Below are 17,100 nucleotides of genomic sequence, written 5' to 3'. Positions count from 1 at the left end.
TCAGCGTTTTACCAATCCACTCAGGCCGCCTGCGATGAGGGCGGCCGTATCGGCCAGGGCCACCAGCGGATCCAGTCCGGCGGGCACGGCCAGGTAACGGGGTTCCCAGTCGGGCTGGAACTTGTCCTTGAAGCGCCGCAGCCCCTGGAAATTGTAGAACTGCTCACCCCGGCGGAAAACCAGCGCGCCGAGACGTTGGGTCAGCGGGGCGCCACGGCGCGGCTGCAAGCCGGCCAGGGGCACCATGCCGAGGCTGAAGCGGGTGTGCCCGCTCTCCTTGTAATGCAGGATCAGGCCGAGCATGAGGAATTCCATGGTCAGCTTGGGTGCGTCGGGGGCCACGCGCATCAGGTCGATGCTCGCCAGCTCCTTGCCGGAGGTTTCCAGCAGGTTGGCGAAGGCCACGGCGCGGCCCTGGAAGCGGACCACGACGACGCGGAAATAACGCAGGTATTCAGGGGTGAAGCGGCCGAGGGAGAAGCCCTTCTCGCGGACGTTCTTGCCACCCAGCCAGGCATCGGAGATGGCGCGCAGCTCGTCCATCGGCGCGTTGCCGGCGTCATGGAATTCCAGGCTCAGGCCGTCGCGCTGGCCACGGTTCCAGGTGTAGCGCAGGTCCTTCATCTCCTTGCCCTTGCTCTCCAGGTCGAAGCGGCGCAGATCGACCCGCGCCTCCTCGCCGAGCTTGAGCGCGGTGAGACCGATGTCCATGTACAGCGGCAGGTTCTCCGCGCGCACCTGGTAGAACACCGGGCGCGCGTGGTGCAGGTCGCAGAGGTCGCGGAACTGCCAGATCAGTTCGGCGCGGGCCTGGGCCGGGCCGACCGGATCGAACAGCGCCACCAGGCTGCGGCCACGGCGGGCGTACATCAGGAAGGCGTCGTTGCCCTCGTGGAACAGCAGCGCCTTGTCGCCGGACAGGGCCAGGCCGCCGTCGGGCTGCGCGGAGCTGGCCAGGATGCCGGCGGCGGTGTCCAGGTCCTCGCGGGTCGGCGCGTGGATGGCCGGCGGCGCGGTGCGCAGCAGCCAGTACAGCGCCAGCGCGGCCAGCAGCAGGCAACTGCCCAGCGCGGCACGCAGGCCACGCGGGGCGTCGGCATCCAGGGCGAACTGCCACCAGAGTTCGTGGCTGTAGGGCACATCCTGGTAGGCGAACAGCAGCAGCCAGATAGACGCGGCGATAACGCAGGCAGCGGCGCCCAGATACAGCGGCGAGAAGGGCAGGTCCATCAGGCGGCTGCGGCGGTAGAATGCGCTGCGGAAGATCACCAGCAGGGCGGCGGTGAAGCTGAGGATCAGCGCTTCTTCCCAGTCGAAGCCCTTGAGCAGCGACAGTGCGGCGCCGGCGATCAGCAGGCCGATGGTCAGTGCCCAGGCGGCGGAGAGGCGGCGGCGCAGGCCGTAGGCGAGCAGCAGGCAAAGTACGCCGATCAGGCTGGCGGCCAGGTGCGAGGCATCGATCAGGCGGTGCGGCACGAGGAAGCCGACTTCGTCCAGGCGGGTGTCGATGGATGGCGTGGCGCCGGAGAACAGCAGCACGATGCCGGAGATGAACACCAGCAGGGAGAGAATCTGCGCGGCGAAGCCGGAGGTGATGCGCACCGCCTGTTTGGCCACCAGCACGCGGCGGGCCTCGAGGAACAGCAGCAGCAGACAGGCGACGATCAGCGGCAGGACCACGTAGATCAGGCGATACAGCAGCAGTGCGGCAGCCAGCGGCGCGGCGCCCAGCTGGTTGGCGAAGGCCGCCAGCAGCACGGCTTCGAACACGCCGACGCCGCCCGGCACGTGGCTGAGCACGCCAGCGGCCAGGGCAATCAGGTAGACCAGCAGGAAAGCGCCGAAGGGCGGGGCTTCGGGCAGCAGCAGATAGAGCACGGTGGCGGCAGCGGCCACGTCCAGCGCGGTGATCAGCAGTTGCAGCAGCGACAGGCGCAGGCCCGGCAGGCGCAGGGTGCGGCGGCCGAAGCGGACCAGGTGGCTGTCGGGCGAAGGCTGTTCCGGCAGGCGACGGCGTTCGACGGCAACCACCAGCAACAGGCAGAGGGCGATGATGCCCAGCGCCAGCACTGCCACCAGCCATTCCGGCAGATGCAGGGCCAAGGAGGCGTCGGAGAGGTCGCTCAGCGCGGCGAGCGCGGCCAGCACCGGCAGCGCGCAACCCAGCGACAGGCTGGCGAACAGCGTCATCAAGGCGACGTCGCCAGCCCCCAGTCCCTGGCGGGCATAGAGGCGATAGCGCACCGAGCCGCCGGAGAGCATCGAAAGGCCCACGGCGTTGCCGATGGCGAAGGCGGAGAAACCGCCGGTCAGCAGCGCCGGGACGGGCAGCTTCACGCCGGCGAAGCGGCTGGCCGACCATTCATAGCCGAGCAGGAAGATGAAACCGACCACGGTGGCGGCGAAGGCGCCGAGCAGCGAGGTAGTGGGTACGTCGAGCAGGGCGTCGTGCAGGGAGTAGGCGTCGATGTCGCGCAGCAGGTGATAGCAGGCGATCAGTGCGAGGCTGAACAGCACCAGGGTCACGCCCAGGCCGAGTGCCTGGCGGTTGGCGTTCACCCAGTTGAGCCAGGTCGCTCGGGCAGGAGCTTCCTCGGCGGCAGGGGTATCGGGTGTGGTGGGGTTGGCGCTCATCGGGCACCTCAATCGATTTAGCGCGACAGAGTAGGGGCACTGACGCGAATTCCCAAGTCCCCGGAAGAGTATTTTCCTGATCCGTGAGACGCCACCCGTGGGCGATCCTTTTTTGCGCACAACGAAAAAAGCCACTCCTAAGAGTGGCTTTCTTCTTGATGTCTGGTTGCGGGAGCAGGATTTGAACCTACGACCTTCGGGTTATGAGCCCGACGAGCTACCAGACTGCTCCATCCCGCGGCGGCAATTCTACGGATATGAAGCCTTGTGTCAAACGATATTTCGTTTTCGATCAATAATTTAAACGCGCACAAACGAAAAAGGGCCACTCCGAAGAGTGACCCTTTTTCTGTGTCTGGTTGCGGGAGCAGGATTTGAACCTACGACCTTCGGGTTATGAGCCCGACGAGCTACCAGACTGCTCCATCCCGCGGCGGCCATTCTACGGATGTGAAAGGTCTTGTCAATCGATATTTCGCTTTCGATCAATAATTTAAATCGCGCGCAAACGAAAAAGGGTCACTCCGAAGAGTGACCCTTTTTCTGTGTCTGGTTGCGGGAGCAGGATTTGAACCTACGACCTTCGGGTTATGAGCCCGACGAGCTACCAGACTGCTCCATCCCGCGTCAGCCATTCTACGCCGATGGGCCTGTGTGTCAACGAAAAATAGGGAAAAGTGATTTTCTATCAGATATTTAGCTGCGGCGAACGGCAGCGGGGAAGTTGTCCGCCGGCGGAGTTTTCCTGGCTGTGGATAACCGAAGCGGCGACGTTTTGCATTACCATGGCCGGGTTTTCCGCTGCCTTTTGGGGCGGCTTCCGATGGTGATGCAGGCGTCTTCTTCGTGACTCGGCAACGAAAGATCATCCACATCGATTGCGACTGCTTCTATGCCGCCATCGAGATGCGCGACGACCCCAGCCTGGCGGGCAAGCCGCTGGCGGTGGGTGGGTCGCCGGACAAGCGTGGCGTGGTCGCGACCTGCAACTACGAGGCGCGCGCCTATGGGCTGCATTCGGCCATGGCCATGCGCACGGCGGTGAAGCTGTGCCCGGACCTCACCATCGTGCGGCCGCGCATGGATGTCTATCGCGAGACTTCGCGGGAAATCCACGCGATCTTCCGCGACTACACCGACCAGATCGAACCGCTCTCCCTGGACGAGGCCTATCTCGACGTCAGCGACAGCGAGCGCTGCGGCGGCAGCGCCACGCGCATTGCCCGGGAGATTCGCCAGCGAGTCTGGGAAACCCTGCACATCACGGTGTCCGCCGGGGTGGCGCCGAACAAGTTCATCGCCAAGATCGCCAGTGACTGGCGCAAGCCCAACGGGCTGTTCGTGGTCACGCCCGATGAGGTGGACGGTTTCGTCGCCGAACTGCCGGTAAAAAAGCTGCATGGCGTAGGCAAGGTCACCGCCGAGAAGCTGGCGCGTCTGGGTATCCGTACCTGCGCGGACCTGCGCGACTGGTCGCGTATCCAGCTGGCCAAGGAATTCGGCAGTTTCGGTGAACGGCTCTGGGGCTTGTCGCGGGGCGTCGATGACCGTCCGGTGCAGGTGGACAGCCGCCGCCAGTCGATCAGCGTGGAGAACACCTTCGACCAGGACCTGCCGGACCTGGCGGCCTGCCAGGAGGAATTGCCGTCGCTGCTGGGTGAGCTGGAGCGGCGCATGACGCGCCTGGACACCAGCTACCGGCCGGGCAAGCCGTTCATCAAGCTGAAGTTCCACGACTTCACCCAGACCACCCTGGAACAGGCAGGCGCCGCGCGGGACCTGGAAAGCTATCGGCTATTGCTGGGGCAGGCGTTCCAACGCGGCAACAAGGCGGTGCGGCTGATCGGCGTGGGCGTGCGCCTGGTCGATCTGCGCGGCGCCCACGAGCAGCTCACGCTCTTCTAGCTCGGGCGAAAAACGCCTCAGCCTTCGGGCCACATGCGCATGGCGCGGCCGGAGACCGGCCACAGGCGCAGCTCGCCTTCTTCGGTGATATCCCAGCGCTGCACTTCGCCAAGCATCTTGAGGAACTGCTGTTCCTGCTCCATCACCAGGTCGGCGCACAGCTTGCGAGTGGCGCCGGGCTGGCCGAAGGTCAGCTGGTCGCCCTCGAGCTTGTAGCTGGCGAACCAGTGGTTGCAGCCGGCGCTGCCGTAGGCGCGGCCATTGCCGTCCAGGGTCAGGCTGATGTGCGTGTAGTCGATCAGCGGGTGCTCACCGACCCACTCCACGCGGTAGGTCTGCTCTGCTTCGGGAACCGGCTTGCTGGCGCAACCGGCCAGGGCCAGCGCGGTGCAGGCGCTGGCGATCAGGGCTTTCATGCAGTCTCCTTGCTCTGGCAATCCGGGCAGAGGTGGCGGTTGTCGACCTTGGCCCATCCCAGTTCGGCGATGCGCTGCTCGGCGGCGGGCTGCTGGGCAGCCTTGCCGAGGGTGGCATCGACGGCGAATTCGAAGTCCAGTGTAGCCTCGCAGCCGTCGCAGTTGACCTTCCACTCGTGGATACCCAGTTCACGGAACACCGGCCCCTTGGCCACGGCCATCCACTGCCCCGGCGGGTTGATCAGGTGGCGGACCTTTTCCACTTCCAGCGTCATGCTCAGGCTTTTGCTGCCCTTGAGGCTGACCAGCATGGTGTCGCCGGCCTTGATCGAGCCACCGATGCCGGTGACCTGGTAGCGGCCCGGAGTCAGCGCGCGGCACTCGTTGAGGGTGAATTGCGGGTTGAGCAGGGTGTAGCGGAAATCGTGCTGGGCCATGGGTCCTCCGGGAAAGCGCGGCATTCTAGGGCGCGTGGCGTGCGGATGCGAGCGCCTTCTGCTCAGTTTTTCACCAGGTTGACCGGATTGCCGGCCCGCCAGGCGGCGATGTTGGCCAGCGTGGTCTGGGCGATCCCGGCCAGCGCCTCGCGGGTCAGGAAGGCCTGGTGCGCGGTGATGATCACATTGGGGAAGGTCAGCAGGCGCGCCAGTACGTCGTCCTGCAGCGGCTGGTCGGAGCGGTCGGCGAAGAAGATGTCGGCTTCCTCTTCATAGACGTCCAGGCCCAGGTAGCCGAGCTGGCCGCTTTTCAGCGCCTCGATCAGCGCCGGTGTATCGACCAGCGCGCCGCGGCCGGTGTTGATCAGCATGGCGCCGCGCTTCATGCGTTCCAGGCTGTCGGCGTTGATCAGGTGCCGGGTGGCCTCGTTGAGCGGGCAGTGCAGGCTGATGATGTCGGACTGCGCGAGCAGCTCATCCAGCTCGACGAAGCGGCCGCCCAGGGCCTCGATGGCGCGATTGGGATAAGGGTCGTAGGCCAGGATGTGGCAGCCGAAACCGCTCATGATGCGGGCGAAGACTTCGCCGATCTGCCCGCTGCCGATGATCCCGACAGTGCGCCCGTACAGGTCGAAGCCGGTCAGGCCGTGCAGGGAAAAATCACCTTCGCGGGTGCGGTTGTAGGCGCGGTGCAGGTGCCGGCACAGCGCCAGGACCAGCCCTGCGCCATGTTCGGCCACCGCGTGGGGCGAATAGGCCGGTACGCGGACCACGGCCAGCCCCAGCGCCTGGGCGGCAGCCAGGTCGACGTGGTTGTAGCCGGCCGAGCGCAGGGCGATCAGTTTCGTGCCGCCAGCTGCCAGGTGCTCCAGCACCGGGCGCGACAGGTCGTCGTTGACGAAGGGGCAGACCACTTCGAAGCCCATGGCCAGGGCGACCGTGTCCTCGCGCAGCTGCGCCTGCTGGAAATGCAGCTCGAAGCCGAGGCCATGGTTGGCGGCGAGGAAGCTGTCGCGGTCGTAGGTCTGGTTGCTGAACAGGATGATGCGCATCGATTGAATTCCGTCTTCAGTGCGTCTGGCCGGCTTCGATTTCCAGCCGGCCCTCGGTCGCCTGTGCCAGCTCGGCCATGGCCTTGTCCAGTTCGTCCAGCGCGGCGGGGCCGTCCGGATCGTTCTGCTTGAGCAGCGTCTCGGCGCGCTGGCAGGCCGCGCGCAGCATCGGTACGCCGCAGTAGCGGGTGGCACCGTGCAGGCGGTGGATACGTTCGAGCAGGGTGTTGCGATCGTTGCGCTCGCGGGCCTGGCGGATCACCTGGCGGTCGGCGGACAGCGAGGCGAGCAGCATGCCGAGCATGTCGGCAGCCAGCTCCGGTTTGCCGGCGGCCAGCCGCAAGCCTTCCTCTGGGTCCAGCACGCTGAGGCCTTCCAGGGATGATTGGGCCTGGCGCGGACGCTCGTCGCGCGGCTCGCCCAGCGCCAGGCCGGTCCACTTGAGGATCACCTGGACCAGTTGGCGCTCGTCGATCGGCTTGGTCAGGTAGTCGTCCATGCCGCCCTGCAGCAGGGCGCGCTTCTCGTTGGCCAGGGCATGGGCGGTGAGGGCAATGATCGGCACCGGGCTTACCTCGCGGTCGCCTTCCCAGAGGCGGATCGCCTCGGTGGCCTGGCGGCCGTCCATGATCGGCATCTGCACGTCCATGAAGACCAGGTCGAAGCGCTCGCGCTGCACCGCTTCGACGGCGGCGAGGCCGCTGTCGACGGCTGTCACCTCGGCGCCCATGTCGGTCAGCAGGGTCTTCACCAGCAACAGGTTGGCCGGGTTGTCGTCGACGCAGAGCAGGCGTGGAATGCGCTCGAGCTTGCCGTTGACGTTCTTGTCCTTGCGGGTCGGCCGCAGGTGCAGCAGTTCATTCAGTGCCTGCTGCAGCTTGCGCGTGCAGGCGGGTTTGCTCTGCACCTGGGCGTCTGGCAGTACGTCGTTGTAGTGCGCCTGTTCGATGGTCGGGCACAGCACCAGGCTCTTGCAGCCGTGCTGTTCGAGTTCGCGGATGGACTGGCGCAGCGCCTCGGGCGGGTGGTCGGCGGCGGTCACGCCGAGCAGCGCCAGGGTGATCGGCGCCTTGTCCGACGGCCCGGCCAGCAGGGTCTTCTCCAGCGTGACGAGGTCAGGGAACTCGGTGACTTCCAGGCCGCAGTCCTCCAGCTGGTGGTGCAGCGCGGTGCGCGTCAGTTCGTGGGGCTCGTACAGCGCCACGCGCAGGCCGCCGGCCAGGGCGTGCGGCAGGTCGTCGCCGTCGTCGCGGGCCTTGGGCAGGTTGAGGCTGATCCAGAACTCCGAGCCATCGCCGGCGCTGCTTTCCACGCCGATCTCGCCGCCCATCTGCTCGATCAGGCGCTTGGAAATGACCAGCCCCAGGCCGGTGCCGCCGGCCTGGCGTGAGAGGGAGTTGTCCGCCTGGCTGAAGGCCTGGAACAGCGCGCGCAGGTCGGCGTCGGTCAGGCCCACGCCGGTGTCCTGCACGCTGATGCGCAGCTGCGCGCGGTCGTCGCTCTCGTCTTCGAGCATGGCGCGTACGGCGATGCTGCCGTCGTGGGTGAACTTGATGGCGTTGCTCACCAGGTTGGTCAGCACCTGCTTCAGCCGCTGCGGGTCGCCCACCAGCTGCAGCGGAGTGTCGCGGTAGATCAGGCTGACCAGTTCCAGGTGCTTCTCGTGGGCGGCGGGGGCGAGGATGGTCAGGGTGTCCTGGATCAGCTCGCGCAGGTTGAACGGGATGTTCTCCAGTACCAGCTTGCCGGCTTCGATCTTCGAGAAGTCGAGGATCTCGTTGATGATCCCCAGCAGGCTCTCGGCGGACTTGTGGATGGTGCCCAGGTAGTCCTGCTGGCGGCTGGTCATCTCGCTCTTCTGCAGCAGGTTGGTGAAGCCGAGGATGCCGTTGAGCGGGGTGCGGATCTCGTGGCTCATGTTGGCGAGGAACTCGGATTTGATCCGGCTCGCCTCCAGGGCCTCCTTGCGTGCAAGGTCCAGTTCGATGTTCTGGATCTCGATGGTCTCCAGGTTCTGCCGCACGTCCTCGGTGGCCTGGTCGATGTTGTGCTGCATCTCTTCCTGGGCGCTCTGCAACGCCTCGGCCATGCGGTTGATGCCGCCGGCCAGCTCGTCCAGCTCGTGGCTGCCCAGCGCCGGCAGGCGGGTTTCAAGGCGGCCTTCCTTGAGCTGGGCGACGCCCTGGGCGATCTGCCCCAGCGGCGCGTTGATCGCGCGGCTCATGCGCAGGGCGAGGAGGGCGGTGACAGCGAGGCCCGCGCCGATCAGCAGCAGGCTGGTGAACAGGCTGCGGTAGCCGCGCAGCAGGGTGCCGTGGTGCGACAGTTCCAGTTCGACCCAGCCCAGCAGCTTCTCGGCGTCGTCGTCGGGGTCGCCGGACAGGCTGCGGTGCTTGCCCAGCACCGGCAGGAGGAAATGGGTGGTGTCCAGGTTGCTCGCCATGCTCAGGTGCGAGCCGTCTCCACTGGGCATTGGCGTCAGTATGCTGGGGCCGGCGTGGACGAGTTTTTCCCGGTCCGGGTCGAGGAAGGTCACGGCGCGCACGTCGGGTTGGTCCAGCGCTTCGTTGGCGATGCGCTCGAGCAGCTCGTTGTTGTGGTTGGCCATGGCCGGGGCGGACAGCGGCGCCAGTTGCTCGGCGATCAGTTGCCCGCGCTCGATCAACTGGGCGTGCATGTCCGATAGCTGCACCCAGGTGAAATAGCCGCCCAGCACCAGCGCCAGCAGGCTGGTGGGCAGCAGGGTGAGCAGCAGTACCCGTCCCTTGATGCCGAGATCCTTGAACACTCGCTTCCTCCGATGCGTTTATCCCCGGCAGTGTAGCGGTTCAGACCTTCGTCGGAAGCCCTTTGCCTTGCCGGGAGCGCGTGGAATCGTGAATACTTCACGCAATTGCTAATCACTCTTATTTGATATGAATGCCATAGCTTCGTCCGGCCTGCGCCTGCTGACCATCGAGGACGACCCGACCCTGGGCGCCCACCTGTCTTCCCATTTGAGCGAACGCGGCTTCGCGGTCACCTGGTGCCAGGACGGCGACGAAGGCCTGGCCCAGGCGCGCGGCGGCGATTACGACCTGGTGCTGATGGATATCATGCTGCCCGGCACCGGCGGACTGGACATCCTCCGCACCCTGCGCCGTGAGCGCGCGGTGCCGGTCATCCTGATGTCCGCCCTGGGCGCCGAGCAGGACCGTATCGCCGGCTTCTCCCAGGGCGCCGACGATTACCTGCCCAAGCCTTTCAGCCTTGCCGAACTCAGCGTGCGCGTGGACGCCGTGCTGCGCCGGGTGGCGCTGGAGCGCGGCAGCCAGTCGCTGAACAGCACGCCTGCGCCGACCGGGCTGCAGATGGACCCGCAGAAGGACGACGTCGGCCTCGATGGCCAATGGGCCGGCCTGACCGGCACCGAGTACCGCCTGCTGGAAACCTTCCTCGGCAGCCAGGGCGAGACCCTGAGCAAGCCCTTCCTTTACCAGCACGTGCTGCATCGCGCCTTCACCGCCCACGACCGCAGCCTGGACATGCACGTCAGCCACCTGCGCCGCAAGCTGCAGGCCATCGGCTATATCCGTCACACGCTGCATACCGTGTGGGGCAAGGGCTACGTCTTCGCCGAGGCCGAGGACTGACATGCCCGGCCGCCACTCGCTGTTCTGGAAGCTCGCCGTCGCCCTCGTGGTGCTGTGCCTGTCGGTGATCTGGCTGTCCTGGAACTGGGGCAAGCAGATGGAGCGCGACAGCTACTTCCTGTCCGAGGCGGCTCGGCAGGTGCTCGCCGGCTACGCCGACGAGGCCCAGCAAGCCTGGCGTTCCGGCGGGGCGGCGGGCGTCGATGCGTGGCTGGCGCAGATGAAACAGCGCGAGCCGGTATGGATGGTCGTGGTCGATGCTCGTCTGCAGTCGCTGGGCACGCAGCCGCTGCCCATGGAGGACGTGGCGCACCTGACATTCCAGCGCGGGCTGGACTGGCCGGTAAGCTCGCGCTCGGTGAACCTGCCGTATATCGGTATTCCCTTCCCGGACGAACCGGGCGCTGGCCGGCTGGTGGTGCAACTGCCGCAGCGCTACCTGCCGGGCGGCCTGAGCTTCCTGCGCCAATCCATCAGTCATGCGCTGGTGCCGACGATCCTTGCCCTGATGCTCTGCGGGCTGATCTATCGCCGGCTGGTACGCCCGCTCGGGCGGCTGCGCGAACACGCCAACGCCTTGCAGGCGGATGACCTCGGTTCGGTCGCCGGCCCGGAACTGATCGCCCGCCGCGACGAACTCGGCGAACTCGGCCGCGCGCTGGATCACATGGCCGAGCGCCTGCGCGGCCACGTCGGCCTGCAGCGCCAGTTATTGCGCGACCTGTCCCACGAACTGCGCACGCCGCTCAGCCGCCTGCGGGTGGCCGGCGACAGCCCGATCAGCGAAGCTGCGCTGCGCCAGCGGGTCGAGCGGGAAGTGGAGGTGATGCAGCGCCTGGTCGCCGACACCCTGGAACTGGCCTGGCTGGACACCGAGCGCCCGCGCGTGGAACTGGAAGAAATCGACCTGCGCTCGCTGTGGGACCTGCTGGTGGACGACGCGCGCTTCGAGGCAGGCTGGAGTACCGAGCGCTTCCTTTATCAGGTACCGGCGGACTGCCGCGTGCGCGGCCATCTCAACGGCCTGGCCCAGGCGCTGGAAAACCCGCTGCGCAACGCCATCCGTCATTCGCCGGAAAACGGTCGCATTCGCCTGAGCGGCCGGCGCGAGTCCGGTGGCTGGCACCTGTGGCTGGAAGACGATGGTCCCGGCGTGGCGGAAAGTGACCTGGAGCGCATCTTCCTGCCTTTCACCCGGCTCTCCGATGCGCGTACCGGCGAAGGCTTCGGCCTGGGCCTGAGTATCGCCCGCAGCTCGCTGCGCATGCAGGGCGGTGAACTCTGGGCGGACTGCGCCGAGGCGGGGCTGCGCGTGCACCTGCGCTTGCCCGACGCGGCGGCGGCCTGAGGCCGACGCCGGCCCCTGTACACGGCTTGTTAGGAAGTTTCGTATGGCGGGGCGGCTTTTGCCGGTATCATAGAGCGCCCTGTTCCAGATCCGAGTGCTTCCATGACCGTGCAGTACCCGACTATCGCCGATTGCGTCGGCCATACCCCGCTGGTGCGCCTGCAGCGCCTGGCCGGGGAAACTTCCAACACCCTGCTGGTGAAACTCGAGGGTAACAACCCCGCGGGTTCGGTGAAGGATCGCCCGGCGCTGTCGATGATCACCCGTGCCGAACTGCGCGGCGACATCAAGCCCGGCGACACGCTGATCGAAGCCACTTCCGGCAACACTGGCATCGCCCTGGCGATGGCGGCGGCGATCAAGGGTTACCGCATGATCCTGATCATGCCCGACAACTCCACCGCCGAGCGCAAGGCCGCCATGACCGCCTACGGCGCCGAGCTGATCCTGGTGACCAAGGAGCAGGGCATGGAAGGTGCCCGTGACCTCGCCGACCAGATGGCGCGCGAAGGCCAGGGCAAGGTGCTCGACCAGTTCGCCAATGGCGACAACCCGATCGCCCACTACCATTCCACCGGCCCGGAAATCTGGCAGCAGACCGGCGGTGAGATCACCCATTTCGTCAGCTCCATGGGCACCACCGGCACCATCATGGGCGTGTCGCGCTACCTCAAGGAGCAAAATCCCAACGTGCAGATCGTCGGCCTGCAGCCGATGGAAGGCTCGGCCATCCCCGGCATCCGCCGCTGGCCGCAGGAATACCTGCCGAAGATCTTCGATGCCACCCGCGTCGACCGCGTCGTCGACATGCAGCAGAACGAAGCCGAGGACGTGATGCGCCGCCTGGCCCGCGAAGAGGGCATCTTCTGCGGCGTGTCTTCCGGTGGTGCGGTGGCGGCCATGCTGCGTCTGTCGCGCGAACTGGAAAACGCGACCCTGGTGGCGATCATCTGCGACCGTGGCGACCGTTACCTGTCCTCGGGCGTGTTCGACTCCAACTGACATGGCCAAGCAGAGATCCGGCCTGCGCTTCCAGCCCAGCGGCGGAGCGCGCAGCCCTGCGGTACCGGTGGGCAAGAAACAGCGCCTGAACATCGAGCGCCTGGCCCACGACGGTCGCGGCATCGCCCACATCGACGGGCGCACCTGGTTCGTCGACAACGCCCTGCCGGGCGAGTCGGTGGAAGCCCGCGTGCTGTCCGCCCGCGCTCAAATCGTCGACGCCCGTAGCGAACGTATCTTCACCGCTGCCGCCAACCGCCGCGCCGAGCCTTGCCCGGTGGCCGGCACCTGTGGCGGCTGCAGCCTGCAGCACCTGTCCCATGCCGATCAGCTGGCGCTCAAGCAGCGCACCCTGGCGGAGCAGCTGGAGCGCTTCTCCGGCCTGGTCCCGCAAGAGTGGGCCGCACCGCTGATCGGGCCGGAGTTCGGCTACCGCCGCCGCGCACGCCTCGCCGTGCGCTGGGACGTCAAGGCCAAGCGCCTGGAGGTCGGCTTCCGCGCTGCTGCCAGCCAGGCCATCGTCGCCTTCGACGACTGCCTGGTGCTGGTGCCCGAACTGCAAGGTCTCGCCCGCGAGCTGCCGGAGCTGCTGCGCGGCTTCGCCAAGCCACAGTCTCTTGGCCATGTCGAACTGTTCCACGGTACTTCCAGCGCGCTGCTGCTGCGGCATATCGAACCTTTGTCCGATAGCGACCGCGCGCGACTGCTGGAATTCTGTTCGGCACGGGATGTGCAGCTGTGGTTGCAGGGTGACGGCGAACCGACGCTTTGCTCCGATGCTGCAGAAAACAGTGGGAACCGCGACCTCGGCTTCCGGCTCGAAGCCTGGAATCTGACCCTGGCCTACCGCCCCGGCGACTTCGTTCAGGTGAACGAGCCGGTGAACGAGGCGATGGTCGCCCAGGCGCTGGACTGGCTGAAGCCGGGCAGCGACGAGCGTGTTCTGGACTTGTTCTGTGGCCTGGGAAACTTCGCCCTGCCGCTGGCGCGCCAGGTGCGCGAGGTGGTGGGCGTGGAAGGTGTGCAGACCATGGTCGAGCGCGCCGCCGCCAACGCCCGGGCCAACGGCCTGGTCAATACCCGGTTCCATCAGGCGGACCTGACGAAACCGCTTGCCGACGCCCCCTGGGCGGCGGAGGATTTCACCGCCGTGCTGCTCGACCCTCCGCGTGACGGAGCCTTCGAGCCGGCACGGCAGATGCGTTCACTGGGCGCGGAGCGGGTACTCTATGTGTCCTGCAACCCGGCGACCCTGGCGCGTGACGCTGGCGAGCTGGCCCGACAGGGCTATCGTCTGAAGCGCGCCGGCATTCTCGACATGTTCCCGCAGACGGCCCATGTCGAGGCCATGGCTTTGTTCGAGGCGAGCTAGGAAGGCTCGCGCAATCCGACCGGCTCAAGCAAGAAAGGCCGGCGCAGTGAGCGGTGTGTTGTGGCGCACCGTGGGGAAGGGTAGACACGATGGTACAGGTGAGAGCGCACCAGCCGGTCAACACCGACGGCAGCATCAATCTCGAGGCCTGGCTGGACCATGTCCAGACCCTGGTCCCGGGCCTGGATCGCAAGGTCCTGCTGGAAGCCTGCGAGTTCGCTCGCGAGGTGGAAGACAGGGCTGTCAGCACGGCTGACAACTCCTGGGCGGACGGCACCTCCAGCTTCCAGACGGGCCTGGAGATCGCCGAGATCCTGGCGGACCTCAAGCTCGACCAGGAATCGCTGGTCGCCGCGGTGATCTACCGTGGCGTGCGCGAGGGCAAGGTCAAGCTCGAGGACGTGGCGCAGCGCTTCGGCCCTGTCGTCGCCAAGCTGATCGAAGGCGTGCTGCGCATGGCGGCGATCAGCACCAGCCTCAGCCCGCGGCAGTCCCTGGTGCTCGGCACCCAGGCGCAGATCGAGAACCTGCGCAAGATGCTGGTGGCCATGGTCGACGACGTGCGCGTCGCGCTGATCAAGCTGGCTGAGCGCACCTGCGCGATCCGCGCGGTGAAGAACGCCGACGAAGAAAAGCGCATGCGTGTCGCCCGCGAGGTGTTCGACATCTACGCACCGCTCGCCCACCGTCTGGGGATCGGCCACATCAAGTGGGAGCTGGAGGACCTGTCCTTCCGCTACCTCGAACCCGACCAGTACAAGCAGATCGCCAAGCTGCTGCACGAGCGCCGGCTGGACCGCGAGCAGTACATCGCCACCGTGATGCAGCAGCTCAAGGACGCCCTGGCCGCCACCGGCATCAAGGCCGACCTCTCCGGCCGCGCGAAACACATCTATTCCATCTGGCGGAAGATGCAGCGCAAGGGCCTGGACTTCAGCCAGATCTACGACGTGCGCGCCGTGCGCGTGCTGGTGCCGGAAATGCGCGACTGCTACACCGCGCTGGGCATCGTGCACACGCTGTGGCGGCACATCCCCAAGGAATTCGACGACTACATCGCCAACCCCAAGGAAAACGGCTACCGCTCGCTGCACACCGCAGTGATCGGCCCCGAGGGCAAGGTGCTGGAAGTGCAGATCCGCACCCACGCCATGCACGAGGAAGCCGAGCTGGGCGTCTGCGCGCACTGGCGCTACAAGGGCACCGACGTCAAGGCCAGCTCCAATCACTACGAAGAGAAGATTTCCTGGCTGCGCCAGGTGCTCGAGTGGCACGAGGAGCTGGGCGACATCGGCGGCCTGGCCGAACAATTGCGGGTGGATATCGAGCCCGACCGGGTCTACGTCTTCACCCCCGACGGCCATGCCATCGACCTGCCCAAGGGCTCCACGCCGCTGGACTTCGCCTATCGCGTGCATACCGAGGTCGGGCACAACTGCCGGGGCGCCAAGATCAACGGCCGCATCGTGCCGCTGAACTACAGCCTGCAGACCGGCGAGCAGGTGGAAATCATCACCGGCAAGCAAAGCGGGCCGAGCCGTGACTGGCTGAACCAGAACCTGGGCTACGTCTCCACCTCGCGAGCGCGGGCGAAGATCGTCCACTGGTTCAAGCTGCAGGCGCGCGACCAGAACGTCGCCGCCGGCAAGGCCATGCTCGAACGCGAGCTGGGCCGCCTGGCGCTGCCGCCGGTGGACTTCGAGAAGCTCGCCGAGAAGGCCAACTACAAGACCGGCGAAGACCTGTTCGCCGCCCTGGGCGCCGGCGACCTGCGCCTGGCCCACGTGGTCAATTACGCGCAGCAGCTGGTCGAGCCCGAGCGCGGCACCGAGCAGCTTGAACTCATCCCGCGCAAGCCGAGCAAGATCGGCCACGGCAAGCGCGGCGACATCCAGATCCAGGGCGTCGGCAACCTGCTCACGCAGATGGCCGGCTGCTGCCAGCCGCTGCCGGGCGATCCGATTGTCGGCTACATCACCCTCGGCCGCGGCGTCACCATCCACCGTCAGGACTGCGCCACCGCGCTGCAACTGGCCGGGCGCGAGCCGGAGCGGATCATCCAGGTCAGCTGGGGGCCGGTGCCGGTCAGCACCTACCCGGTGGATATCGTCATCCGTGCCTACGACCGCTCCGGCCTGCTGCGCGACGTCTCGCAGATGCTGCTCAACGAGCGCATCAACGTGCTGGCGGTGAACACCCGTTCGGACAAGGAAGACAACACCGCGATCATGCGTCTGACCATCGAGATCCCCGGTCTCGATTCGCTGGGACGCCTGCTGGCGCGCATCTCGCAGCTGCCCAACATCATCGAGGCGCGGCGCGACCGCGGCGCGGGTGCCAAGGATGCATAAGCTCGACGACCTGCTGTACCTGATGGCCCGGCTGCGTGACCCGCAGCATGGCTGCCCCTGGGACCTGAAGCAGAGCTACGCGACGATCGTTCCGTACACCCTCGAGGAAGCCTACGAGGTGGCCGATGCCATCGAGCGCGGCGACTTCGACCACCTGCGCGAGGAGCTGGGCGACCTGCTCTTCCAGGTCGTCTACTACGCACAGCTGGCGCGGGAAGAGGGGCGCTTCGAGTTCGACGCGGTGGTGGATGGCATCACCACCAAGCTGATCCGCCGCCACCCCCATGTGTTCCCCGACGGCGACCTGTATGGCGAGTCCGACCCGGCGAAGCTGGCGGAAGCGGCGGTCAAGCAGCGTTGGGAGGAGCTCAAGGCCGAGGAGCGCGCCGCCAAGGCCGCCGAGCCGGTGCAACTGTCCCTGCTGGACGACGTACCCAACGCCCTGCCGGCGCTGAGTCGCGCCGCCAAGCTGCAGAAGCGCGCTTCCCAGGTCGGTTTCGACTGGGTCGACGCCTTGCCGGTGGTGGATAAGGTCCGCGAGGAACTGGACGAGGTGCTCGAGGCCATGGCCGGCGGCGATACCGAGGGCCAGGCCGAGGAAGTGGGCGACCTGCTGTTCGTGGTGGTCAACCTGGCGCGCAAGCTCAAGATCGACCCGGAAACCGCCCTGCGCGCCGCCAACGCCAAGTTCGAGCGCCGCTTCCGCTATATCGAGACAGCCCTGCGCGACCAGGGCCGCACCCTGGAAGACAGCAACCTGGAAGAGATGGACGAGCTGTGGGGCGCTGCCAAACGTGACGAGAAGAACCCGCTCAGCTGTGGATAAGTGCTGCCACCGTTGAATTGGCGCCCATGAAAAAGCCCCGCGATTGCGGGGCTTTTTCATGGTTTCTTGTAAATGCGCGAACTTCGGCGCCGAAGTTCAATTGCAGGAGCGGGCCATGCCCGCGA

The 17,100-nt window shown here is 66.6% G+C and carries 12 protein-coding genes and 3 tRNA genes; 7 read left to right on the top strand and 8 right to left on the bottom strand.

What is annotated here, in order from left to right:
- The 4 genes from mprF to IB255_RS02105 all read right to left on the bottom strand — a co-directional run bounded on the left by mprF (position 1) and on the right by IB255_RS02105 (position 3,261).
- Positions 1-2,634, bottom strand: coding sequence for a bifunctional lysylphosphatidylglycerol flippase/synthetase MprF (gene mprF / locus IB255_RS02120; protein ID WP_081520283.1), 2,634 nt, complete (start codon positions 2,632-2,634; stop codon positions 1-3).
- 163 nt (positions 2,635-2,797) lie between these two features.
- A tRNA-Met gene (locus tag IB255_RS02115) sits at positions 2,798-2,874 on the bottom strand.
- A gap of 116 nt (positions 2,875-2,990) precedes the next feature.
- Positions 2,991-3,067, bottom strand: a tRNA-Met gene (locus tag IB255_RS02110).
- Positions 3,068-3,184: 117 nt separating this feature from the next.
- Positions 3,185-3,261: transfer RNA gene (locus IB255_RS02105), tRNA-Met, on the bottom strand.
- 279 nt (positions 3,262-3,540) lie between these two features.
- Here IB255_RS02105 and dinB point away from each other — a divergent pair.
- Positions 3,541-4,539, top strand: a complete 999-nt coding sequence (gene dinB / locus IB255_RS02100; RefSeq protein ID WP_225610183.1) for a DNA polymerase IV — start codon at positions 3,541-3,543, stop codon at positions 4,537-4,539.
- 17 nt (positions 4,540-4,556) lie between these two features.
- Here the strand turns inward: dinB and IB255_RS02095 are convergent, their stop codons facing one another.
- The 4 genes from IB255_RS02095 to IB255_RS02080 all read right to left on the bottom strand — a co-directional run bounded on the left by IB255_RS02095 (position 4,557) and on the right by IB255_RS02080 (position 9,232).
- Entirely contained in the window at positions 4,557-4,955 is a 399-nt protein-coding gene (locus IB255_RS02095; RefSeq protein ID WP_081520285.1) for an META domain-containing protein, read from the bottom strand.
- A complete protein-coding gene (locus IB255_RS02090) occupies positions 4,952-5,392 on the bottom strand; it encodes a hypothetical protein (RefSeq protein ID WP_081520286.1) in 441 nt (146 codons plus the stop codon). The genes IB255_RS02095 and IB255_RS02090 overlap by 4 nt, the downstream gene beginning before the upstream one ends.
- A 62-nt stretch (positions 5,393-5,454) precedes the next feature.
- Positions 5,455-6,444, bottom strand: a complete 990-nt coding sequence (locus tag IB255_RS02085) for a 2-hydroxyacid dehydrogenase (RefSeq protein WP_081520287.1) — start codon at positions 6,442-6,444, stop codon at positions 5,455-5,457.
- A 16-nt stretch (positions 6,445-6,460) separates the two neighbouring features.
- On the bottom strand, positions 6,461-9,232 hold the full coding sequence (locus IB255_RS02080) for an ATP-binding protein (protein WP_081520288.1): 2,772 nt from the start codon (positions 9,230-9,232) through the stop codon (positions 6,461-6,463).
- 127 nt (positions 9,233-9,359) lie between these two features.
- On the opposite strand from IB255_RS02080, the gene IB255_RS02075 reads away from it, so the two are divergent.
- The 6 genes from IB255_RS02075 (at position 9,360) to mazG (ending at position 16,975) form a co-directional block, all read left to right on the top strand.
- Positions 9,360-10,076 carry a response regulator transcription factor gene (locus IB255_RS02075; protein WP_081520289.1) on the top strand — a complete coding sequence of 239 codons (717 nt, stop codon included), beginning with the start codon at positions 9,360-9,362 and terminating at the stop codon, positions 10,074-10,076.
- 1 nt (position 10,077) lies between these two features.
- Positions 10,078-11,424 carry a sensor histidine kinase gene (locus tag IB255_RS02070; protein ID WP_081520290.1) on the top strand — a complete coding sequence of 449 codons (1,347 nt, stop codon included), beginning with the start codon at positions 10,078-10,080 and terminating at the stop codon, positions 11,422-11,424.
- A gap of 102 nt (positions 11,425-11,526) precedes the next feature.
- Positions 11,527-12,426: a cysteine synthase CysM gene (gene cysM / locus IB255_RS02065; RefSeq protein WP_081520291.1), complete on the top strand. Its 900-nt coding sequence runs from the start codon at positions 11,527-11,529 to the stop codon at positions 12,424-12,426.
- 1 nt (position 12,427) lies between these two features.
- A complete protein-coding gene (gene rlmD, locus IB255_RS02060; protein ID WP_081520292.1) occupies positions 12,428-13,798 on the top strand; it encodes a 23S rRNA (uracil(1939)-C(5))-methyltransferase RlmD in 1,371 nt (456 codons plus the stop codon).
- A gap of 89 nt (positions 13,799-13,887) precedes the next feature.
- Entirely contained in the window at positions 13,888-16,149 is a 2,262-nt protein-coding gene (gene relA / locus IB255_RS02055) for a GTP diphosphokinase (protein ID WP_081520293.1), read from the top strand.
- Positions 16,142-16,975: a nucleoside triphosphate pyrophosphohydrolase gene (gene mazG / locus IB255_RS02050; RefSeq protein WP_081520294.1), complete on the top strand. Its 834-nt coding sequence runs from the start codon at positions 16,142-16,144 to the stop codon at positions 16,973-16,975. Before relA ends, mazG begins: the two co-directional genes overlap by 8 nt.
- Positions 16,976-17,100: the final 125 nt, after the last annotated feature.

Origin of the sequence: Pseudomonas sp. PDM22, assembly GCF_014851965.1 — a bacterium.
Classification (GTDB): Bacteria; Pseudomonadota; Gammaproteobacteria; order Pseudomonadales; family Pseudomonadaceae; genus Pseudomonas.
The sequence above is the reverse complement of the archived record's forward strand: the minus strand, read 5'-3'. Positions and strand labels throughout refer to the sequence as shown.

Excerpts from the sequence above, each read along its gene's own strand:
- relA (WP_081520293.1), top strand. The coding sequence starts at position 13,888 with ATGGTACAGGTGAGAGCGCACCAGCCGGTCAACACCGACGGCAGCATC.
- IB255_RS02085 (WP_081520287.1), bottom strand. The coding sequence starts at position 6,444 with ATGCGCATCATCCTGTTCAGCAACCAGACCTACGACCGCGACAGCTTC.
- cysM (WP_081520291.1), top strand. The coding sequence starts at position 11,527 with ATGACCGTGCAGTACCCGACTATCGCCGATTGCGTCGGCCATACCCCG.
- dinB (WP_225610183.1), top strand. The coding sequence starts at position 3,541 with ATGCGCGACGACCCCAGCCTGGCGGGCAAGCCGCTGGCGGTGGGTGGG.
- IB255_RS02090 (WP_081520286.1), bottom strand. The coding sequence starts at position 5,392 with ATGGCCCAGCACGATTTCCGCTACACCCTGCTCAACCCGCAATTCACC.
- mprF (WP_081520283.1), bottom strand. The coding sequence starts at position 2,634 with ATGAGCGCCAACCCCACCACACCCGATACCCCTGCCGCCGAGGAAGCT.
- IB255_RS02095 (WP_081520285.1), bottom strand. The coding sequence starts at position 4,955 with ATGAAAGCCCTGATCGCCAGCGCCTGCACCGCGCTGGCCCTGGCCGGT.
- mazG (WP_081520294.1), top strand. The coding sequence starts at position 16,142 with ATGCATAAGCTCGACGACCTGCTGTACCTGATGGCCCGGCTGCGTGAC.
- rlmD (WP_081520292.1), top strand. The coding sequence starts at position 12,428 with ATGGCCAAGCAGAGATCCGGCCTGCGCTTCCAGCCCAGCGGCGGAGCG.
- IB255_RS02075 (WP_081520289.1), top strand. The coding sequence starts at position 9,360 with ATGAATGCCATAGCTTCGTCCGGCCTGCGCCTGCTGACCATCGAGGAC.
- IB255_RS02070 (WP_081520290.1), top strand. The coding sequence starts at position 10,078 with ATGCCCGGCCGCCACTCGCTGTTCTGGAAGCTCGCCGTCGCCCTCGTG.